General features: G+C 50.9%; 19 protein-coding genes and 1 riboswitch. Of the genes, 5 read left to right on the forward strand and 14 right to left on the reverse strand.

Annotated features, from left to right (window positions below; translation table 11 throughout):
* The first annotated feature begins 2 nt into the window (after positions 1–2).
* From fliH to fliJ, 3 genes are read left to right on the forward strand one after another with little or no spacing between them, the layout of a single operon-like run.
* The gene (fliH, locus tag LN341_RS07055) at positions 3–815 is read left to right on the forward strand and encodes a flagellar assembly protein FliH (protein WP_234204530.1); all 813 of its coding nucleotides are present in this window, start codon (positions 3–5) and stop codon (positions 813–815) included.
* Positions 816–855: 40 nt separating this feature from the next.
* Positions 856–2151, forward strand: coding sequence for a flagellar protein export ATPase FliI (fliI, locus tag LN341_RS07060; RefSeq protein ID WP_046220774.1), 1296 nt, complete (start codon positions 856–858; stop codon positions 2149–2151).
* Positions 2152–2162: 11 nt separating this feature from the next.
* Positions 2163–2597, forward strand: coding sequence for a flagellar export protein FliJ (fliJ, locus tag LN341_RS07065; RefSeq protein ID WP_046220718.1), 435 nt, complete (start codon positions 2163–2165; stop codon positions 2595–2597).
* A gap of 308 nt (positions 2598–2905) precedes the next feature.
* Here fliJ and LN341_RS07070 read toward each other — a convergent pair whose 3' ends face one another.
* The 5 genes from LN341_RS07070 to punC all read right to left on the reverse strand — a co-directional run bounded on the left by LN341_RS07070 (position 2906) and on the right by punC (position 9164).
* Positions 2906–4141, reverse strand: coding sequence for an OFA family MFS transporter (locus tag LN341_RS07070; protein ID WP_234204532.1), 1236 nt, complete (start codon positions 4139–4141; stop codon positions 2906–2908).
* Between the two features lie 229 nt (positions 4142–4370).
* Positions 4371–4607, reverse strand: coding sequence for a YdcH family protein (locus LN341_RS07075; RefSeq protein WP_046220716.1), 237 nt, complete (start codon positions 4605–4607; stop codon positions 4371–4373).
* 258 nt (positions 4608–4865) lie between these two features.
* Positions 4866–5210 carry a hypothetical protein gene (locus tag LN341_RS07080; protein ID WP_234204534.1) on the reverse strand — a complete coding sequence of 115 codons (345 nt, stop codon included), beginning with the start codon at positions 5208–5210 and terminating at the stop codon, positions 4866–4868.
* A 79-nt stretch (positions 5211–5289) separates the two neighbouring features.
* Positions 5290–7755: a bifunctional diguanylate cyclase/phosphodiesterase gene (locus LN341_RS07085; protein ID WP_234204536.1), complete on the reverse strand. Its 2466-nt coding sequence runs from the start codon at positions 7753–7755 to the stop codon at positions 5290–5292.
* 194 nt (positions 7756–7949) lie between these two features.
* Complete coding sequence (gene punC, locus LN341_RS07090) at positions 7950–9164, reverse strand: purine nucleoside transporter PunC (RefSeq protein WP_234204539.1); 1215 nt, start codon at positions 9162–9164, stop codon at positions 7950–7952.
* A gap of 131 nt (positions 9165–9295) precedes the next feature.
* Between punC and punR the strand changes: the two genes are divergently transcribed.
* Together punR and LN341_RS07100 are read left to right on the forward strand one after the other, a co-directional pair.
* Entirely contained in the window at positions 9296–10198 is a 903-nt protein-coding gene (punR, locus tag LN341_RS07095) for a DNA-binding transcriptional activator PunR (protein ID WP_234204541.1), read from the forward strand.
* 170 nt (positions 10199–10368) lie between these two features.
* On the forward strand, positions 10369–10653 hold the full coding sequence (locus tag LN341_RS07100) for a hypothetical protein (RefSeq protein WP_120510707.1): 285 nt from the start codon (positions 10369–10371) through the stop codon (positions 10651–10653).
* A gap of 75 nt (positions 10654–10728) precedes the next feature.
* Here the strand turns inward: LN341_RS07100 and LN341_RS07105 are convergent, their stop codons facing one another.
* The 9 genes from LN341_RS07105 to LN341_RS07145 all read right to left on the reverse strand — a co-directional run bounded on the left by LN341_RS07105 (position 10729) and on the right by LN341_RS07145 (position 20497).
* A complete protein-coding gene (locus LN341_RS07105) occupies positions 10729–11346 on the reverse strand; it encodes a CDP-alcohol phosphatidyltransferase family protein (protein ID WP_234204543.1) in 618 nt (205 codons plus the stop codon).
* Entirely contained in the window at positions 11339–11995 is a 657-nt protein-coding gene (locus LN341_RS07110; protein ID WP_234204946.1) for an ATP-binding cassette domain-containing protein, read from the reverse strand. Before LN341_RS07110 ends, LN341_RS07105 begins: the two co-directional genes overlap by 8 nt.
* Complete coding sequence (locus LN341_RS07115; protein ID WP_234204545.1) at positions 11961–13655, reverse strand: ABC transporter permease; 1695 nt, start codon at positions 13653–13655, stop codon at positions 11961–11963. The genes LN341_RS07110 and LN341_RS07115 overlap by 35 nt, the downstream gene beginning before the upstream one ends.
* A 57-nt stretch (positions 13656–13712) precedes the next feature.
* A complete protein-coding gene (locus LN341_RS07120) occupies positions 13713–14906 on the reverse strand; it encodes an ABC transporter substrate-binding protein (protein ID WP_370643713.1) in 1194 nt (397 codons plus the stop codon).
* Complete coding sequence (locus LN341_RS07125) at positions 14903–17125, reverse strand: FAD-dependent oxidoreductase (protein WP_370643714.1); 2223 nt, start codon at positions 17123–17125, stop codon at positions 14903–14905. Before LN341_RS07125 ends, LN341_RS07120 begins: the two co-directional genes overlap by 4 nt.
* Positions 17126–17140: 15 nt before the next feature.
* Positions 17141–17752 carry a carboxymuconolactone decarboxylase family protein gene (locus tag LN341_RS07130; RefSeq protein ID WP_046220709.1) on the reverse strand — a complete coding sequence of 204 codons (612 nt, stop codon included), beginning with the start codon at positions 17750–17752 and terminating at the stop codon, positions 17141–17143.
* A 90-nt stretch (positions 17753–17842) separates the two neighbouring features.
* Positions 17843–18235: a hypothetical protein gene (locus LN341_RS07135; RefSeq protein ID WP_052729970.1), complete on the reverse strand. Its 393-nt coding sequence runs from the start codon at positions 18233–18235 to the stop codon at positions 17843–17845.
* A gap of 197 nt (positions 18236–18432) precedes the next feature.
* Positions 18433–19047 (reverse strand): TfoX/Sxy family DNA transformation protein, encoded by a 615-nt coding sequence (locus LN341_RS07140; RefSeq protein ID WP_046220708.1) that lies wholly within the window; start codon positions 19045–19047, stop codon positions 18433–18435.
* A 132-nt stretch (positions 19048–19179) separates the two neighbouring features.
* Positions 19180–19279: riboswitch (cyclic di-GMP riboswitch) on the reverse strand.
* 213 nt (positions 19280–19492) lie between these two features.
* On the reverse strand, positions 19493–20497 hold the full coding sequence (locus LN341_RS07145; RefSeq protein WP_046220707.1) for a substrate-binding domain-containing protein: 1005 nt from the start codon (positions 20495–20497) through the stop codon (positions 19493–19495).
* Between the last annotated feature and the right edge of the window lie 255 nt (positions 20498–20752).

The raw sequence follows: 20752 nt of genomic DNA on the forward strand, positions 1-20752 counted from the left end.
TGATGCGTTCAGTCAAAGTGATGCAGCTGAATCCTGGTGAATACCGCTCACACCGCTTTCCGCCCATGGTAAAGCCAGTTGTACAGCATGAGGGTGTGTCACAGGATGCTGACAGTTATGTTGCGCAGCCGGAATTCAATACCAAAGAACATCAGGCTGCGTTGCAGAAACAATTGGAAGAGGGGTTTCAGCAAGGCTTGCAGCGGGGCCATGAAGAAGGCCTGCGTCAGGGGGTTGAGCAGGGACGTCAGCAAGGTTTTACCTTAGGTCAGCAGGACGGTTTTCAGCAGGGGTATACCAAGGGCGAAAGCCAGGGCCGTGAAAAGTATGAGTCTGTGATTGCGCCGGTTCAGGCACTGCAGGCACAGATTCAGCAATGGCAGGATGAGCGGGAACATGCCCAGCGCGAGCAGATTTGTTCTCTGGTGCAGAAAGTTGCCCAGCAGGTGATTCGTGCCGAACTCACACTGATGCCGCAACAGATTCTGGCGCTGGTGGAAGAAACCTTGGATAGCATGCCGGGGAGCAGCGATAAGGTGGTGATCCACCTCAATCCGCAGGATCTTGAGCGTATTACCAATCTCAACCCGACCCTGCACCCGAGCTGGAAGCTGGTTGCGAACAAAGAGATGCCCATCGGCGGTGTTCAGCTGGTTACAGATCATGCAGAAGCCGATGCCAGCAGTGATGCCAGACTGGAAGCCTGTATGGAAACGCTGCGCGAGCATTTGCTGGAGAATCCAGTGCAGCAGCCGCCAGCGACTGAAACCAGTCATTCAGTAACAGCAGCAACGGCGGAGAGTCTCAGTGAGTGACGGCGCATTTCATGAGCGTTTGAATGATGCGATTGCCTCCATGTCATCCATTCCGATTGCCCGGGTCACCGGGCGATTGGTGAAAGTGAACGGCCTGATGCTTCAGGCCGTTGGCTGTAAGTTCAGACTGGAACAGCGTTGTCTGGTTGAAACCGATGATGGCGAAGCCATTGAAGCCCAGGTGGTGGGTTTTGACCGCGATGTGGCGTATTTGATGCCTGTGAGGCAATTAGGCGGACTTTACGCCGGCGCAAAAGTGGTCCCGCTGGACGGAGACAGCACAGTCGCGCTCGGTGATCACTGGCTTGGCAGGGTCGTGAACGGTCTTGGCGAGCCATTTGACGATCTGGGGCCGCTCAAAGGCGGAGAGAAAGTCTCACTGAACCCTTCTCCAATCAATCCGTTAAAACGTCGTCTGGTCGATACACCACTGGATGTGGGTATTCGTGCCATCAACGGATTGCTGACCCTGGGCAAAGGCCAGCGTATCGGTTTAATGGCAGGCAGTGGTGTGGGTAAGAGTGTCCTCATGGGCATGATCACCAAAAACACCAAGGCCGATATTGTTGTGGTGGGCCTGATTGGCGAACGTGGCCGGGAAGTCCGGGAGTTTATTGAACGCAATCTCGGCTCAGAAGGCATGCGGCGGGCAGTGGTGATTGCCGCGCCGGCAGATGAATCTCCGCTCATGCGTCTGCGAGCCACGAAACTGTGCCATCGCGTCGCGGAGTATTATCGCGATAAAGGCAAAGATGTCCTGCTGTTGATGGACTCATTAACTCGTTACGCCATGGCGCAGCGTGAAATTGCGTTATCGCTGGGTGAGCCGCCGGCTTCTCGCGGCTATCCGCCGTCTGTGTTCAGCCAGTTACCTCAACTGCTTGAACGCGCCGGTAACGGTGAGCACCCGGACGGCAGCCTGACGGCAATTTACACCGTACTGGCAGATGGTGACGATCAGCAGGATCCGGTAGTGGACTCTGCCCGTGCCATTCTCGATGGCCATGTGGTGTTGTCCCGAACGCTGGCCGAGCAGGGGCATTATCCGGCAATCGATATTAATGCCTCGATCAGCCGTTGTATGAGCAGTTGTACCGAAAATTCTCATGTCACGGTGGCTAACCGTTTCAGGCAACTCAATGCCAACTATCTGCAAGTCAAAGAGTTGTTGCCATTAGGCGGGTATCAGCCCGGACAGGACGCCGAACTGGATCTGTCCGTTCAGGTGTTTCCGCAGCTCAAAGATTTTCTGGTTCAGCAGGTTGATGAAGTGACTGACTACCAGCAATCGCTGGTCCGGCTCGCTGAGTTGTTTACGCAAACGCAGTCAGGTTAGGAGACGGTTTAATGAAGGGCAGACTGAAAGCCGTAAGCCAGCTTCAGCAAATTGCTGAGCAGCAGCGTGACAGGCACGGACAGCATTTTGCGCGTCAGCAGGATCAGGTTGGCTTTTTTGCCCGGCAACTTCAGGCGCTGGCAGGGCTGAAATCGGGCTGTCAGCAAGAAGGTAGTGCCGGGTTGAATGCACTGGCACTACAGAACACCACGCAGGTGAATGCCATGCTCAGCCGCCTGATTTCCCATCAGCAGCATGAAATGGCACTGATGCACGCAGAAAGCCAGCGCACGAAGAAAGCACTGGAGCAAAGCCAGGTCAAGGTGAAGGGACTGGAAACTGTGATGGAGCGCTGGCAAGCCAGGCAGCGTTATGAGCAGGCCAAGAAAGAGCAGAAGTTCATTGAAGATTTGATCAATGCCAGAAGCAAACTGAAAAAGATTTAATGATTTATTTGTTAGTAACAGGGATAAATGTTTAATCTTTGTGAAAAATTGGACGCCTTATTAATTTGCTACCTGAGTACCCGTGAAAACTGTTGTTAAGCCAATCGCACAGTTTTCCATAGCGGTACGCTAATAGCGCATATCCTGTTCCCATTAGGAACATTTTCACCACTATTTGTTTGCCCGGCCCCTTTGGATGCCGGGTTTTTTTTGTCTGTCCCGTCTCGCTCAGCCGTTTTGTCTTCAGTAAATAAACAAAAAAAGCACAGCCAGCCGGCTGTGCTTTTCAAGAAGAGTCAGACGGACCTTTATACGGCTGTTGGCGCCACCTTCTGCTGAGCCACTTGTCCGCTGACAGGCTTGGTGATGAACGACAGCAGTACAGCGACTGCCAGCATGCCAGAACACACGGAATAGGCCAGCGTGTAGGTGCCGGTCATATCGACGGCCACGGCGGCGACGACAGGGCCAATGAAGCCACTGACACCCCAGGCCGTGTAGAGCACGCCATAGTTCGCCCCGTAATTCTTCAGGCCGTAAAAATCGGCGGTGATCGATGGGAAAACGGCAAGCAGAGTACCATAGCCAACCCCGGCGACGGCAGCGCCGACCATCAGGCTGAACTCGTTGTCGAAAGTGGCGAACATCACCATGTTGATGGCTTGCATGATAAAGGCAATCATCAGGGTTTTCACACCGCCGATTTTATCGGACAGCATACCGGCCGCGATACGGCCACCCGAGTTGAACACAGCCAGAATCACCACCAGAAACGCCGCATCAGACAGGTCGGCCTGAGCCGCGGCAATCGAGGTAATATTGCCGATAATCATCAAACCGGCCGCGGAGGCAAAAGCGTACATTACCCACAAGGAGTAAAACTGGGGTGTTTTTACCATGTCACGCCAGCCCATATGAATCGCCGGTGCCGACGTGGCTGAGGTTGCTTCTGCAGAGGGCGCCTCTGGCTGGTAACCTTCCGGTGGGTTGTTAATGGTGCAGGCCAGAGGCACAGCAATCAGCAGCACAGCGATACCAAGGATCAGGAAGCTCTGGTTAATACCGTAATCAGCAATCAGGGATGATGTCAGCGGCGCCAGATATACAGCAGCCAGGCCAAAACCGGCCGCAATCAGGCCGTTCACCATACCTTTCTTCGACGGGTGGAACCATTTCATTGCTGAAGGGCTTAAACAGGCATAGCCAAAGCCGATTCCGCAACCGGTCAGTACCCCGAAAGTCAGTACCAGCAGCAGTGGCGTGGTGGCAAAGCTGGATACGATCATGCCCAGGCCGACCATGGTTGTGCCAAGCAGCAACACTTTACGCGGACCGATTTTATCCTGAAGAATACCGGCCAGTAACAAAGAGAGAGAAAAGGTAATGATAGCAACGGTATAAGGCAGTGATGCATCGGCGTTTGACCAGCCAAGATCCACCACTAAGGCTTTCTTAAATACACTCCAGGCATACAAAATGCCCATACATAAGTTAATACAGAACCCTGCCAGCAGGATTTGCTTGGCGCGATCAAATCTTTTCATAGGTCTCTCTAATGCCGAACGGCAACTGCTTTACTAAACTTTTCTTGGTGTGAATCAAAAAAAGATGTATTTGTTGTTGAGGGCGCGGATTCTATCAATAAATGTTAAGAAAATACCGGGAGGAAACGTTTTGTTACAAATGGCTTGTGTGGTGCTGGTGAGGCGTCGATGAGGAAGAGTCTCCACCCCCGCTGCAGCAAAGGGTGGAGTCAGTAAAAAGCAGACAACATCAGTTCATGAGTATGTTGTAAATTTTATCTTTCAGCTGCAACCGTTCCATTTTCAGTTGGGTGAAGTGGTGATCTTCGGTGGGAATATTGCTGCATTCCAATCCCCGTATTCTGTGGTCCAGTTGATGGTATCTGTCTGACATGGCCTTGAAGCTTTCGTCGCTGGTCTTCAGCTCTTTAATTTTGTCCTGCATTTCGGGGAACTCAATGAAGAGTGCGTGATTTTCACCTAACATGTCTGTCACTCCGTAAATCTTAGTGAATGAAAGCCCTGCATTTTCGTCATTGTTCTTATAAAGGTTCAACTACTTGCATATTGGTCAGAGAATACTGCTAGCCAGCGCATCCCTTGCAGTTAAAAATGTTTGCTCGTTTAAGCATAGTCGAATGAGGTCATTTTCAACCTCACTGAGGCTGAAAATCAGATGAAAGGCACAAAATGCACAGTGACGTTGTCACATGCAGTGTGAGGCAGGCGAACAGTGAGCGGGTGATTACTGATACTTTTTGGCGCGTAACGTTTTTTTGAGTGACTCAATATAGGCGATTCTGTCGGCATTGGCAGGTGTTGCCTGAGTGTGCAATTTAGCCTGAGTCTGCGCTTCTTCCTGTGACATGTAACGGCCATTAATCCTGACATGAGGTGCTTTGGTTTCTTGCTCGGCGCGCACTGAAGCATCTTCCTGAGCTTTGGCTATTGCGTCACGCGCCGTACTCTGGCTGGTTTTGTCTTCCATGCGCTGTTGCAGCCAGGCTGGTTGCTGTTTGTTCTGAACCGGCTTACTGGCCTGTTGCTGGCGTTGCTTCAGCACTGTTTCCAGATAATCGTTAAAATCCATGTTTCTATCCTCGCCGACACTGAGTGTATTGTAATTGGCTCTTGGCAGAAGTGAAAGCTTACAGACCCGGCAAGCTGAATCAGTAAGTCGACTGTTCTTTTCTGTTCCGGACTGGCTGTAAAAATCTTGTCTCAAACTCCGAAAGCGGCAGGGGTTTACAGTACAGAAATCCCTGAAATTCTTCTACACCGATGCTCGCCAGAAAATCTGCCTGTCCTTTGGTTTCCACACCTTCTGCCACCACATCAATATTAAGATTATGGGCCAGTTCAACAATCGCGTTCGTGATGGTGACAGATTCTTTATTGAGGGGTAAATCACGGACAAACTCGCGATCAACTTTGAGTATCTGAATCGGAAATCGGCTGAGGTAGGCCAGAGAGGAATAGCCAGTACCGAAATCATCAATGGCTATTCTGACCCCCAGCGCATTGAGCTGGCGCAATTTACTGAGTGCCAGTTTTACGTCTGACATCACGACACTCTCTGTGATTTCCAGCTCTAAAAAACTGGGATCACACTGGCTGCTCTGTATGGCTTTGCTGACAGTACTGACAATATCGGAATTAAGTAACTGCCGGGCTGAGATATTCAGGGCAAAATGCAGCCAGTGGCCTTGCAGCTGCCATTGGCGTAATTGTTTGCAAGCCTGTTGAATCAGATGTTCACCGACCTCAATAATCAGGCCTGTGGTTTCCAGAATCGGGATGAATTCAGTTGGTGACTGAATGCGGTTTTCATCATCAACCCAGCGCAGCAGCGCTTCCACACCGCTGAGCTCACGGGTTTGTGAGTCAAACCTGCCCTGGTAGTAATACTGATAACGTTCTGTGCCGCAGCTTTGCCTGAGCTGAGCTTCCATCTCCAGGCGCTTGACACTGTTGGCCCCCATTCGTCTGTTATACACCCGGTATTGCTGTTGCTGTCTGTTGTCTTTCGCTTTGTAGAGTGCAATGTCTGCTTGTCTGAGCAGGGTTTCGCTGGTCGAGTGGCTGCTGTCGCTGTATGTGATACCAATACTTGCACCGACCACGACTTCTTTGCTGCCCAGTGTCATGGGTTCGCTGAGATGACGAAGGATACGCTCGGCTAATTGTTCCAAAGCCGGTAGCCGGTTATCAGAGACCACCAGAATGGCAAATTCATCACTGCCTAATCTTGCCAGCATATCATTTTCACGCAGAATCGCCTGCAGCCGTTCACTGACTCCTAACAGCACCTGATCGCCTGTGTCGTGACCCAGAGAATCGTTGATTTGCTTGAAGCGGTCCAGATTCAGGGTCAGCAGACCCATGACCGGACAGGGCGATTGCTGCAGCAGGTGATCGATCTGCTGTTGAAGCATCAGCCGGTTTGGCAACTGGGTGAGTATGTCAAAATGCGCCAGCTGTTTGAGTTTGCTTTCAAATAACACTCTGTCGGTAATATCTTTGCCTGTCGTGATGTAATGGCTGATTTTTCCCAGGTTATTGCGGATAGGGGAAATACGCTTCTCCATATACACCAGGCTGTTGTCTTTTTTTCGGTGTGAGATGATACGGTTGACCGTCTGGCCTTTGACCAGTTGCTGCTGCAATTTTGCCAGCTCTGCAGGATTTTGCAGGGCAGTCAGAATCAGGTGCGCGGCATCACTGCCGATCAGCTCGTTGGCATTGAGTTCGTTGTACTTTTCAAAGCTGTGGTTAACATACTCGATGATCCCTTTCTCGTTGGTGATGATAATCGAGTCGTCACTTTGTTCCAGCGCGCGGGACAGGCTTTTCAGTTTTTCTTCCCGGTCCACCCAGACAGTGACATCCCTGATATTCAGTAAAATCTCATTCCCGTCATGGTAGGCGGTTTCGCTCGCAATGATTTCAAGGTGCTGAACCGGCGTCGTATTCATCGTGATTTGCTGGCTCACGGGCAGGTTATCACCCTGATCCATATGACTGTGGACCTGGTTGAGCAATTCGGCCAGTTTGCTGCTCGCTTCCGGGTCACACACCAGTGCAGTAATGTCCTGGTGCACGGCGTGCTTTTCAGTGAGATTCAAAATCTGGCAAGCGGACTGATTGATATTGAGTACAGTGTTGTCCCGTTTCAGCAAAATCATGCCGTCCGGCGCATATTTGAGAACATGGCTGAATTTTTTGACCATGTCGTGCAATTCGGATTTCAGATGCTTTTCATGACGAAGCATTTTGTGCAGATGCCAGGCCAATACCAGACAGCCGAGAAGAAAGCCAAAAGAGATCAATGAAAACAGTGTGAACTTTTCAAGTTTCTCCTGAGAGTGTAAGTTATTGAAAATGAACTGATTCACACTGAAGTAGTTCAGGGCTGAGTGTAAAATGTCGAAGCTTTCCCATTGCTCTGCCAGAGACTGCAATCCGTCAGACAGAAAAGTGAGATGATCAAATGGTGATGAAGCCTGAGAAACCGGAGGCTCTCGTTGTTCCTGGCTGGACAGCGGACTGGCGTTGAGAAAAAAAAGACACAGCAAAAAAATAAAGAGCAGCGGAATCAACAGCAGCGTTTTTAACCGAATCACATATCTCTTCATATATCATCCATGACAGAGCCGAGCCTCTAAAAAACAGTATAGTGACGGTTTTCTGGGCATGCATAACACGCTATTCATGCGTATTAGGAATTTCTTGGTTTATCGCTGAACAATAGACAATATTTTTCAATATGAAAAATACAGGCAGCGTGAGGGCTGCCTGTAATAGAAGAGCTGACTCGGAATGGCGTCGGTCAGTTTGACGTGGATTGTGCTTCAACCAGTTGCTGGCGCTGACTGCTGACAACGAAAGAGAAGCCGATCAAAACAAAGACACAGGTTCCGGCAATGCTGAAAGCAACAATGCTGAGGCCTTGATCAGCAAATGCCGCCACCACGGAGCTGGCAGCAAAACACCCTAAGGTTTGCAGAAAATTCATCAGTCCGGCCGCGGTAGCGCTGCAGTGCTTGAAATCTTCCAGGGCTTTACTGATCACAATGGGGTAAATCGCACCGTTCGCCACGGCAATGAAACAGAAAGGCACCAAGATAGGCCAGATGGAGTCTGGTTGATGCTGAACCGTAACCAGCAGGATGACCAGCGCACTGCCGATGAACAATTTCAGCAGCCAGGGCAACAGTTTTTTACCTTCCATACGGCTTAACAAAGCCCGGCAACCGTAGCCACCCACCAAAAAGGCAATCGTCTGCGGGACATAACTCAGGCCGATATCTTCGCTTGAGTAGCCCATCGCAGACATGATGAAGGGTGAACCGGTCAGGTAGGCGAAAAATGCCGCAGAACAGGCCGCAAAAATGAGCATGTTACCCATGAATTTTTTTGACTTGAGCAGGCTTGTATAGTTAATTGCCAGTTCTGACAGGACGTTGCCCTGCTTTTTATCACCTTTGGCACTTTCAGGCTGCAGGGTCGTCATCAGGGCTAAAATCGCGCCCAAGGCAATCAGACTCAGGAAAATGGCACGCCAGCCAAAATGCGACTGAATTGCTGCGCCCACTAAAGGCGCAAGGGCCGGTGAAAGGGCCACCAGAGGCATGATGGTTGCGAACACTTTCTCGGCAAGTTTTCCTTCATAGCGGTCAACGACGATGGCCTGCCAGAGCACAGTGGCACTACAGGCGCCAAGAGCCTGAAGAAAACGGAACGCCAGCAGGGTTTCCACATTCGGCGCCATTGCACAGCCCAGAGTGGCAAGACTGAACAACAACATGGCACCCAGCAAGACTTTCTTTCGGCCTAAGCGATCAGAAAGAGGGCCATAGATCAACTGGCCAATGGCCATGCCTAACAGGAAAATGCCGAGCGTCATGCCGATCAGGCTGGATGAGGTATTCAGATCGGCCTGCATCGCGGTAAAAGCAGGCAGATACATGTCGGTGGCCAGAAAGCCGAGCATGCTCAGTAAGGCAAACCAGGCAAGCGTCACGGAAGTCGGTTTTGTCGTCATTTGATTGTAACCAGAAATTTTTTTAGTCATCAGATTGTAGTCGTGGTGATTTGTGCTGTGAAACGCTAAAATTTCAACATTGCTTTCAAAAAATTTGATTCAACATCTCGCGAAATGAAATAGCAGGATATATGTTTTCTTTCAATGATTTGCAGGTAATTGATGTGGTTGCGAGGCGCGGCAGCTTTTCTGCAGCTGCAGAAGAGTTGCACAAAGTACCCAGCGCAATCAGCTACACAGTCAGGATAATCGAAGAGAAATTGTCTGTGACTTTATTTGAGCGCCACCATCGGCAGGTCAGTCTGACACCGGCAGGGCAGTATTTTGTGGAAGAGGCCAGACAGTTGCTCAAGCAAATGGAGCATATTCAGCTGCAGACGCAGCGTGTTGCCAATGGCTGGGCTGAAAATGTCTCGGTGGCACTGGATACGGTTGTCAGACAAAGCCGTGTCAGCACCATGGTGCGGGATTTTTATCAGGCGTTCCCGGATGTTGAGCTGCATTTGACGATGGAAGTGTATAACGGGGTGTGGGACGCCCTGGCAGACGGCCGGGCAGATCTGGTGATAGGTGCGACGGCGGCCATTCCGGTCAGCGGGGATTTTGATTACACCGATATGGGCAACCTGCACTGGGTGTTTGTGATGGCGCCGGATCACCCGCTTACGGAAAGACCGTTGCCTTTGCAGGAGTCAGAATTGGCAAAGTACCCGGCGATCTGCCTGGAAGACACTTCACGGACACTGCCCAAGCGCACAACCTGGTTAATGAACAATCAGCGCCGCATCATGGTGCCGGACTGGTCCAGCGCGTTTCAGTGTCTTGAAGCCGGGCTGGGGATAGGCGTCGTGCCTGAACATATGGCTGCACCCAGGCTGAAACGAGGCAAACTGGTGACCCGCACGCTGCCGCATGCACCGCCGGTCAGCCCCTGTTGCCTGGCATGGAACAAAGCCAGTCTTAACCCGGCACTGACCTGGCTGCTCGAGTACCTGGGTGACAGCGAACAACTGCATCGTGAGTGGATGCGATAGCGCAGATAAATAGTCAGGCTCGTGGTGGGTTATAGGTGAGCGAACTTCTCGGGGTTTGTATAAAAAAACTGCAAAAGGATAAAAATCTTCTTATAGACTGCGCTGAGTCATAATTCTTTCATTCAGACCGCTTAGGATGCCCTTCGTCAAATCCATTACGTCATAGAAATATGAATAAAAACACTGTGTTGATGATGAAGAGAACGACAGAAAAGAATGAAGGTATGCTGGCAATCGCGATTGATTACATCTATCAGGCCTTTCCAAACCTGAGCTACCGGCCCAGACCGGATGACGTTAAGCTGCTGGCGGCCTTTCTGCAAAGCCAGAATCCTGATTCACCGGCCTGTCTGGGCGAGTTGATGAACAGCAGCTATGACGCTATCGATATTGAAATCAATAAATTTCACAGCCGGCAGGAAAAGCATAATCAGAGAATTCCGAACTTTAGCTAGAAGAGTGGTGAAAAAACGGCAGTTGCGGAGATCAGCGTTGCCGTTTTTTGCTGCTGATATGTTTCTCTGCCAGTGCTATCCGGCCGGTGTTTTCAGGGTTTGATAGCCAGCCCAGATCCGGGTTGCAGTGGTCACCCAGCACAGTGATCCGAAAATCCATGCGATGATCGCAAAGTGTGCCGGTAACAGGCAAAAGAGCACAAAACACGCGATCGTTTCTGTTCCCTCCGTCAAACCCCCTAAGTAAAATAAAGATTTATGTTGATAAACCGGGTTATCAATATTGCGTTTGCCTGCCATGATGGCAAAAGCCAGAAAGCTTGAACCAGTGCCGACAAAGGCGAAGATCAAAAATGCACCGGCAACTGCATTCTGCACCGGATCTGCCAGAATGAAACCAAAGGGCACCAGGGAATAAAACAGAAAATCCAGCGTGATATCCAGAAAACCGCCACAGTCTGTGATGCCTCTGCGTCGGGCCAGTGCGCCATCCAAACCATCAAAAATGCGGTTGAGGATGATCAAACACAGTGCCAGCCAATATTGCTGGTAGATGAGCGCAGGCAATGCCAGCACACCGATAGCAAATCCGACCACCGTAATTTGATTGGCGGTGAAAGGCGTTTTATCCAGCAGTACGCCGAGACCGTCCACTGGCGCTTTGATGAGTTTGATGGCGTAGCGATCAAGCATAGGACGGTTCCTCCTCCAGCGGGGCGGGCCAGTGCAGTACCTGACCATCGGGTGGCACATCATCTTGATCATGGGTGACCATTAACGCTGGGATATTCAGTTGCCGGATTTCCTGAAACACCAGGTCGCGGAACTGGCTGCGTAAATCTTTATCCAGCTTACTGAACGGCTCATCCAGCAGTATGGCGTCCGGCTCTGCCAGCAGGCAGCGCATCAGACTGATCCTGGCCCGTTGTCCGCCAGAAATCTGGCTCGGACACTGACAGGCCAGCGCTGTCAGGCCTAACGCCGCTAAGGTGTCATAGGCACGGGTTTTTCGTTCTGGTTTTTTCACACTGGACGGTAAACCAAAGGCCAGGTTCTGCCACACATTCAGGTGCGGGAATAGCAGATCATCCTGAAACAGCAGGCCAATGCGGCGTTTATCGGGCGCTGACGCGTTGAGCAATCGGTTATTGAGACTGATTTCACCCTGATAATGACAGTCGGGCGGAATATGGCCGGCAATCACACCCAGCAGCGTCGACTTCCCGCAACCGCTGGGGCCCATAATCGTCAGTACTTGTCCCTGCTCAACCGTCAGCGTCAGTGAACTGAGCAATCGCTGATGTCCATTATTTATAGTGAGGTTTTTGACTGACAAGCACATTGGCTTTTGCATTCCTTGTGTAGTTTCCGGATGTCATTCTTGATTGATAGTAACGGCTGGCGAAGGTTGCTAGCGCAAAGAGGATGAAGGGCACCAGCCCTTGCAGCAGTCCGTAAATTGCGCTGACTCTTCTGTCCTGCCCGCTGGCGAGCGCAACGGCTTCCGTGGTCAGGGTGCTGACCCGGCCGGCTCCCAGACTGAGGGTTGGTAGGTACTGAGCCAGACTGACACTGGCGCCTACGGCCAGTGCCAGACAAATGGCCGGCATCAGCATAGGGCGTTTGACCCGCCACCAGGCCTGTAACTCAGATAATCCAAGACTGCTGGCCGTTTGGGTATAGCGGCGGTCAAAGCTGCGCCACGGGCCATCCAGTGCAAGGTACAGGTAGGGAAACACAAACAGTACATGGCTCCATATCACCCAGAGCAGGTGGTGCTGACCGGGGATCATGTAAGTGGTGATCTGAATCCCGAACAGCAAAGAAACCTGCGGCAGCACCATGGGCATGGCGAGCAGCCAGCCTGGAATACCGGTTCCGGTTTTGTCGCGGTATTCCAGGCAGCCAATGGCCAGACAAAGGGCAATTGCGGTACTGATACCGGCCAGCATCAGGCTGGTGGAAGCCAGCTCGGTAAACACGGCAGTTTCCTGTTGCCAGAATTGCACACTAAACCGGCTGGGTAACAGATCGGGAAACCGCCAGCGTAGTGCCACGGACCAGAGCATGAGGACCGGAATGACCAGCAGCGGCACTGCGATTAACGGCCAGTGAAAGTAACGTCCGGGCAATCGCTGTTTGCGATGTCCGGCATATTGCCAGCCCTGAAAGCCTCGCAGAATCAACCATTCCAGTGCGCGAAATACAGCAAGCAGGCAAAGGCCCAGCATCAGCAGCATGAATGCGCCGACGGCGGCTCTGGGCAGCAAAGCAACATCCGGTTCATTGAACCACTGCCAGACCAGTACCGCGAAAGTTGGCGGGCGGGTCGGGCCAAGAATCATGGCCATGTCGACCACGGAAATGCCATAAGCCAGCACGGCGTAGATGGGCAGTCGCATCCTGGGGAGCCACTGCGGCAGTATGACGTTGAGCCATGTCGATGCCCGGTTGTAGCCCAGCCCATTGCCGGCAGCCAGCAAGCGGCCGACATTCAGTTGCTGCAGAACAGAGATACTCATGAGGAGCAGAAACGGGGTTTCTTTGATCGCCAGGGCCAGGGTGAGCCCTATGCCATAAGGGTCTTGCAGCAGAGAGAGCTGACCGGGGTCGCCGCCGAATGTTGCGATCAAACGGGCGATGATCCCTGTGGATGAAAAGGTGAAAGCAAAGCCAATGGCGAAGGCCACATGCGGAATCGCCAGCATCGGAGAGAGCCAGGATTCTATCTGCTGCCAGCGGTGTGAACCCCAGTACCTCTGCAGGATCAAAAAGGTAAATGCTAATGCCAATACAGTACTGACGACGCCTGTGGAAAGCGTCAGCAGGACAGATGCAGACAAACCGGGCCAGGCGAGTGCCTGATAGAAAGCCTGCGGCCCGGGATGCGTCAGGCCGGCAAAGGGCAACCAGGACAAGGCAGGCAGCAAAATGCCTAACAGGCCCGGTAACAACGGCAAACAGCAGATCAACAGCGTGGCAAGAAACATCAGATACAACATATTGCAACGTTCGCCTAGCAGATGTCTGGAATAAGTTTACAGGGAGTCAGGAAACGCTCAGTGTCCATATCTTTGCTGCCAGGCAGCCTCCAGTGCCGTTTGCCAGCTCGGATGCGGCTCAGGGATGGCACGGTACAGCTCAAAACCTTGCGTTTCGTCGGCACCCATCGCTTCAGGTGTCAGCACAGCAGGATCACCCCAGATCTGGATATTTGCTTTCCGGCGTTGCGCTTCAGGGCTCATGAGAAAGTTAATCACGACCCGTGCGCCTGCTTTCGCGCTGGCATTCCAGGGAATGGCCAGAAAATGAATGTTGGAGAGGGCACCTTGCTCAAAGGCAAACGCCTTGGCTGATTCAGGCAGATCGCCGCGCTCGATTGCGGCTTTGGCTTCATTCGGATTAAACGTAATGGCGACCAGAAGCTGCCTGTCGTCTAAAAGTTGCATCATTTCCGTTGAGCTGGCCGGAAAGCGTTTTCCCTGTTGCCAGGCAACGGCATGGAGCTGATCCAGATATTTCCAGAGTGGTGCTGTGATGCTGGCGAATTTCTTTTCTTCCGTTGTCAGATCAATGGGTTCATAGAGGGCTGGCGCTGCGTTGGTCAGTTCAATCAGTGCGGCTTTCAGAAAACTGGTGCCATGAAATGCAGGCGGCTGCGGATAGGTCACTTTACCCGGAAAGGCAACGGCCAGACTTAACAGTTCTGCAAAACTATTGGGTGGGTTGCTTAAGGTCTGGCTGTCATGAATGAAGACCAGTTGTCCGACTCCCCAGGGGGCTTCGAGGCCTTCTGTGCTTTCAGTAAAATCCTCATAAACCGGCAGTTGCTTATCGACCAGTTCCCAGTTGGGTAGTTGGGCGACAAACGGGCCATCCAGCAAGTGATTGGTTTTCATGGTGCGGAAGTTTTCGCCATTGATCCAAACCATATCGACACTGCCGCCGGTTTGCTTGCCGGCCGCTTTCTCTGCCAACAGTCGTTGCGTGGTTTCAGCAATGTCGGCCACTTTGACATGGTTGAGCGTAATGTCATAGCGGCTCTTTACTTCGCGGGCAACCCATCGTAAATAGCTGTTGATGGGCTGGCTGCCGCCCCAGGCATTCAAGAAAACCGTTTGCCCGCGAGCCTGCTCTTCAATCGCTTGCCAGCTCATCTCCGTGATGGGTGGGGTGTCCGTCTGTGCTTCACTGGCCAGGGCTGGCATCGCTGCTGCGATTGCCAGTCCAAGTGCTATCCATGTCATTTTCATTGCTGATCCTTACTTTCCTGCAGATGCGTCTTCAGATGCTCGCGCTGTGATTTTTGTTGCTGGCCGTTGTCGCCACCCCGTCGCCAGCGATGAAATTTCTCCAGCCATGCCAGAACCCGTTCCGGTTTATGGGCATTTTTCCAAACGCCTGCGGTGTATTTATTGGCTTCACTCATGGTGGGATAAGGGTGAACCGTACCCAGAATTTTATTCAAGCCAAGCCCGTGTTTCATCGCCAAGGTAAACTCCGCGAGCAGTTCACCAGCCTGATGGCCCACAATGGTGGCACCGAGGATGGTATCTTTCCCTTTTGGCGTCAACACCTTAATCAAACCATAGTCTTCACCGTCGGCAATTGCGCGATCTAAATCGTTCAATTGATACAAAGTGACTTCTGCATCTATACCCTGAGCCCGTGCTTCTTTCTCATTGATGCCCACACGGGCGACTTCGGGTGCGGTGTAAGTGACTGCGGGCAGGACACGGTAATCTGCTTTGAATTTCTTCAATTGCCCGAAAAGACCGTTTACAGCCGCATACCAAGCCTGGTGCGCGGCGGCATGCGTCAATTGGAACGGACCGGCAACATCGCCGACGGCGAAGATATTGGGATAGCGGGTTTGCAGGTAGTCGTTCACGTCCAGAGTTCTGCGCTCGTTCAGTGTGATGCCCAGCTCTTCCAGACCAAAACCTGTGACATTGGCGGCACGGCCTAATGCCAGGATAACCGCATCAAATTCAATCTGATGCTGCTGCCCGTGGTTGTCCTCCAGAATGACATACTGAAGGGTTTCGCCGGAATTTAACGTCGAACTGTTAAACTTGACGGCTTTGTGTTGCAGCTTTATCTCTACGCCGTCTTTGGTCAGGCTGTCCTGAACCCGCTTGGCTACATCTGTATCTTCCCGGACTAAGAGTTGATCGGTCATTTCCACCTGAGTGACCTGGCTGCCCAGGCGCTGAAAGCTCTGTGCCAGCTCACAGCCAATCGGACCGCCACCCAGCACAAGCAGCTTTTTGGGTTGCTCCGTGATGGACCACAAGGTGTCCGAGGTCAGATAGCGCACTTTTTCAAGGCCATCAATCGCCGGAACCATGGGGCGGGCGCCGGTTGCGATCACGATGTTGCGTGTGGTGATGCGCTCGCCGTTCACCTCTACTTCCCAGGGGGAAAGGATACGCGCTTCGCCCTGAATGCAGTTCACGCCAAGCTCAGTGTAGCGTTCGACGGAATCGTGCGGTTCGATCGCTTTGATCACGCGGTGAATACGTTGCATGACAGCGGGAAAATCAACCTGAGCTGGCTGGCTGTGAATGCCGAACTCCGGTGCCCGGGTCACGGTATGCAGCGTATGCGCGGCCCGAATGAGCGCCTTAGAGGGCACACAGCCGGTATTCAGGCAGTCACCGCCCATCTGGTGTTTTTCAATCAGCGTGACTTTGGCTTTTACGGCTGCAGCAATATAGGCGCTGACCAGTCCGCCGGCACCGGCGCCGATGACCACCATGTTCTGATCAAAATGCTCAGGCTTCTGCCAGCCTTGATAGACGCGCCGTTGTTGAATAAAGGCCATGACGGCTTTAGCAAGAAAGGGAAAAAGTCCCAGCAAAACCAGAGACACCAGTACAGGAAAAGCAATCAGTCCGGACAGCGACTGAATCTCCCCCAGCTGTGTGCCTGCATTCAGGTACACAGCAGTTCCCGGCAGCATACCCAACTGGCTGACCCAGTAAAATGTTCGCGGTCGCATCGGGGTCAGTCCCATCAGCAGGTTGACCAGAAAAAAGGGAACCACGGGAATCAGACGCAGCGTAAAGAGGTAAAAGGCCCCGTCTTTTTCTATCCCCCGGTTAATTGCAGTCAAACGCAGGCCAAATTTGCGCTGCACCCAGTCCTGCAAGATGAATCGGCTGGTCAGAAAAGCCAGTGTTGCACCGATGGAACTGGCAAATGAGACGATCAGCAGGCTCCACCAGAAACCGAACAGGGCAGCGCCAAGCAGCGTCATGATGGCTGCCCCCGGGAAGGACAAAGCCGTCATAACAACATAAATGAGGAAAAAGAGTCCGCTGGAGAGCAGAGGATTTGCGGCAATGGTTGCCTGTAACGAGTACTGGTAGGCCTTCGCCTGTTCCAGGGTGAAATAATCGCCGAGATCAAAAGCGAACCAGGCAGCGATGGCGGTAAGGATAAATGCCAGCAGTAAGGTTTTTTTCATATTGTTCATCATTGATTATCTGCGTTGTTGTTGGCTTGCATTGCTATGCGACGGCTGGTCTTTTTGCTCAGTGTGTTTGTGATCCTTTGTTAAAGGAATAGTGCAAAACGCCTGAGAAGGGACATCTAACGCAGTATTAAATTTTGCAGAAAGGTTTTGAAAGCTGACCAATGCGGTTAATTCAACCAGGGCATCGTCGTCGTACCACTGTTTCAGATCATCCAGCATTTGCTGTGTGACTTTCATGCCGGTCACTGTCATGGCTTCTGTATAGGCAAGAACGGCTTTTTCTTGTGCGTCGAACAGCGGGCTTTGCTGCCAGTCAGACAGAGATTGTATTTTTTCGACAGACTGGCACCGCTGTGCCAGTCGCATACCGTTGGCATCAATGCAAAATGCACAATCATTGAGTTGCGAAACACGGACGCAAATCAAAGAACGCACCACATCAGAAATAGGGGAACGTTTTCTGTCGAGATAGCCAAAAAAACTCGCAACCAGATAGAAGAGGACGGGGCGGCGACCCCAGAGCAAAGCCGGGTTCAGGGGTTGGCCAAAGTTCTTTCTCTGAAGCCAGAGGAGTGGACGGATCCAGATCGAATATTGCTGTTTTGGGGTGATGCGCACCTGAAAGTCTCCGGATAAAGCGATTTAAAATACCGACCGCAGATACCCGGACAAATTTCAGAAAACCGTGAAATGTGTGTGTTCTTGCTGTTAGTTGACTGAAAGTTGAACACTGCGAGGGGCAAGGTGGTTTGCGGCTGTGTTCGGTTCGTGCTGTTCCAGAAACATATAACTGCTTGCGATCACAGGTAAAAGTGCAATGAACATGGTTTTGCCGATATGGTAATTCCGGTACCAGTGTTTACGCGCTTTGACTTTCAAGATGATGCCCCAGAAAAAAAGCAAAATATTGAGCGCAGAAGCCATCATGCCGGGGATCAGTATCTCATCAAAGCTCACTGCGTCAGCATGCAAAAGTGTGACGAGAAAGGCTGGCGGTAACAAGCTGATGAAGACCAGGTAACGCATCAGCTTTGGCCATTTGCAGAATTTATCTCTGAAAATCTTGTCATTCTGACCCGGAAACGGCGATGACGAACGCATGAAACCTCCATGAGGTGGTGGCAAAACATACATTCTAAAGCTGACGGCGCTGAAAGGAAGTTAACTGATAATCTTGTAACTTGCGTTTGTGAGTTGTGTCTTCATTTTACACAGCCCTGACGGAGCGTCAGGGCTGGAAAGCAGGTTTTACACAGTCAGGACTCATTACAACGAATGAAACACTGACAGAGCAAACCTTAGTGATGGGCAGTTAAAGCCGATGTTTCAAGCTTTGACAGCAGCTCATTTCGGCGTTGTGGCGTAATGACAGACCAGTGTTTACCACTGACTGCACCTTCCAACGCCCAGAGCAGATCCAGACTCAATGACTCGTGATGAGATTCCTGTAACGCTTGGAAAGCACCAATCGCACCGACTTCGAAGAGCTGATCAACAGAACTGATGCCGGCTTTTTTGAGCATGCGCTCATTGGCCAGGCGAAGGTTGGGCAGATCTTTAATACGATTCGGGCTAGCCTGCTGTTTTTTCTCTTTATCTGCCTGAGCAGCATTGAGAGAACGTTCGGCATGTTCCAGGATCACATCAGGGGTTTCCCACCAGTTATCCGGGATGGCATAGTGCTTTGTAACGACAGGAAAACCGCGTTTCTGATAAACGTACGGTTTGAGGTCTGCTTGTTTGAAGGCTTCTTCATTTCTCGCATTAGCGCGTAGATGCAGCTTGTTGTTAACAACAAGGGCGAACATCGTTTCACCTGCGAAAATACCAAACCCGCCAAACATAGAGCGAGATTTTATTTGACCAAATTTCTCAAATAAACGAATTGAATCTTTCAGTAATGGTTTGTCCATGCTTCTTTTCTCGGCAATTATTTTCAACAAAAGAAGTCACTTAACAAAGGAGCGAGGATTCAATTATGCATAAGAATATGAATGCTTTGTCATAATTATGACAAAAACAGCCTATAATCTTTTACTTCATCCATCGGCAACCCCGCTACCATGAGTAAAAACTTATTTAGTAATTACTTTTAGGCCGGAAGCTTTGCGTCTCATTCTTTCAAATGGTTTGCCTTGTTCGTGACTGTTTAATCATATATCAATAAGACTAATTTGATATGGATCGCATAAAAAATTTGTGAGGTAAAACGCAATAAAAATCGTATAAATTTTACAGAATGTGTTGGTTTGTCTCATTAATTCCCCCATAGCGTAGTAATATTCCATATGCAAATAGCCGATACTCAAATTTATATCGGCTACATATCGCATTTTATGGAGGATAATCGTTTATTTTTTACTTAATGCGTTTGACGGAATGGCGAACAATCAGCTCCGGATTGATTTCAAATGTCTGGAAATCATGGCTTTTGCTTTTCACTCTTTCCATCAGGATACCGACCGCCGTTTTGCCCAGACGCCGCTTCGGCTGGTGGATAGTCGTCAAAGGCGGGGAAAAGTAAGGTGCCAGATCGATATTGTCATAACCGATAATTGACACATCTTCAGGCACGCTCACACCGGCCTGTTCAAATGTGCTGATTAATGCCATGGCCATGATGTCATTGAAACAAAAAATGGCCGTTGGCCGCTCTTCCATCGCAATAAAGGTTTTGGCAGCCGCAACCGCAGACTCACATTCGAAATCACCTTCCAAAATCCAGTCTTCATTCACAGTCAGACCGGCTTCGCGCATCGCTTTATGAAAACCTTTCAATCTTTCACGGCAGGTGGATTTATCTTTTTGACCAGACAAGCAGCCAATTTTTGTGTGTCCATTGTCAATAAAATGACGGGTTGCCAGGTAACCGCCCAGCTCAGCGTTATCCTGTATATTGTCGGTTTTAGGGCGTGCCGGACCCCAGTCCATGATCACCATAGGCAGATCAGGCTGACGCTCCAATTGCTCCAGCAACTGATCATCCAGATCAGAACACATGACCAGTAAGCCATCGACACGTTTTTCAGACAGCATGCGCAGATAATCTTTTTGCTTGTCGAGATTACCTTCAGTGTTACAAAGGATCAGCGTGTATCCTGCTTTATAACAGTATTCCTCAACACCATGCACCAGTTCTGCAAAGAAGGGATTCGTCGATTTTGTGACCAGCATGCCGATTGTGCTGGTTGTGTTGCACTTCAGGCTGCGTGCGACAGCACTGGGTGCATAATTGAGCTCTTCAACTGCAGTCAGGACTTTTTTCTGTGTCGCTTCCGCTACAAAGCGGGTCTTGTTGATCACGTGTGACACTGTGGTGGTCGAGACACCAGCCATACGTGCAACATCTTTAATGGTTGCCATAATTGTTCTTCTAGTCATCAGGCCCTGTGGGCCTCTTCGAGTCTTAATGTTGGCCAGACGCTAAAAAGCCACTTTTACATAAAAAAGTGGCAGGAAATGAGTGACTCAGGCCCGGTCGTTAATCATGTTCTGTCGTTGCTGTGTGTTCTGAGCATGTCCAGAAAAATACCCACAGCGCACTGTCAATGGAAACCCGAAAGGCTGTTGCCCCAGGGTGCGCAAACCTGATAAAAGTGTGATTGACTTTTACGCTTC

The sequence above is a fragment of the Photobacterium sp. TLY01 genome (assembly GCF_021432065.1).
Lineage (GTDB): Bacteria > Pseudomonadota > Gammaproteobacteria > Enterobacterales > Vibrionaceae > Photobacterium > Photobacterium halotolerans_A.

Coding starts and splice junctions, on each gene's coding strand:
- LN341_RS07100 (WP_120510707.1), top strand. CDS start 10,369: ATGAATAAAAACACTGTGTTGATGATGAAGAGAACGACAGAAAAGAAT.
- LN341_RS07115 (WP_234204545.1), bottom strand. CDS start 13,655: ATGTTGTATCTGATGTTTCTTGCCACGCTGTTGATCTGCTGTTTGCCG.
- LN341_RS07120 (WP_370643713.1), bottom strand. CDS start 14,906: ATGAAAATGACATGGATAGCACTTGGACTGGCAATCGCAGCAGCGATG.
- fliJ (WP_046220718.1), top strand. CDS start 2,163: ATGAAGGGCAGACTGAAAGCCGTAAGCCAGCTTCAGCAAATTGCTGAG.
- LN341_RS07105 (WP_234204543.1), bottom strand. CDS start 11,346: ATGCTTGATCGCTACGCCATCAAACTCATCAAAGCGCCAGTGGACGGT.
- LN341_RS07085 (WP_234204536.1), bottom strand. CDS start 7,755: ATGAAGAGATATGTGATTCGGTTAAAAACGCTGCTGTTGATTCCGCTG.
- LN341_RS07125 (WP_370643714.1), bottom strand. CDS start 17,125: ATGAAAAAAACCTTACTGCTGGCATTTATCCTTACCGCCATCGCTGCC.
- LN341_RS07075 (WP_046220716.1), bottom strand. CDS start 4,607: ATGTTAGGTGAAAATCACGCACTCTTCATTGAGTTCCCCGAAATGCAG.
- LN341_RS07135 (WP_052729970.1), bottom strand. CDS start 18,235: ATGCGTTCGTCATCGCCGTTTCCGGGTCAGAATGACAAGATTTTCAGA.
- LN341_RS07110 (WP_234204946.1), bottom strand. CDS start 11,995: ATGTGCTTGTCAGTCAAAAACCTCACTATAAATAATGGACATCAGCGA.
- fliI (WP_046220774.1), top strand. CDS start 856: ATGTCATCCATTCCGATTGCCCGGGTCACCGGGCGATTGGTGAAAGTG.
- LN341_RS07145 (WP_046220707.1), bottom strand. CDS start 20,497: ATGGCAACCATTAAAGATGTTGCACGTATGGCTGGTGTCTCGACCACC.
- punR (WP_234204541.1), top strand. CDS start 9,296: ATGTTTTCTTTCAATGATTTGCAGGTAATTGATGTGGTTGCGAGGCGC.
- LN341_RS07140 (WP_046220708.1), bottom strand. CDS start 19,047: ATGGACAAACCATTACTGAAAGATTCAATTCGTTTATTTGAGAAATTT.
- LN341_RS07080 (WP_234204534.1), bottom strand. CDS start 5,210: ATGGATTTTAACGATTATCTGGAAACAGTGCTGAAGCAACGCCAGCAA.
- LN341_RS07070 (WP_234204532.1), bottom strand. CDS start 4,141: ATGAAAAGATTTGATCGCGCCAAGCAAATCCTGCTGGCAGGGTTCTGT.
- fliH (WP_234204530.1), top strand. CDS start 3: ATGCGTTCAGTCAAAGTGATGCAGCTGAATCCTGGTGAATACCGCTCA.
- punC (WP_234204539.1), bottom strand. CDS start 9,164: ATGACGACAAAACCGACTTCCGTGACGCTTGCCTGGTTTGCCTTACTG.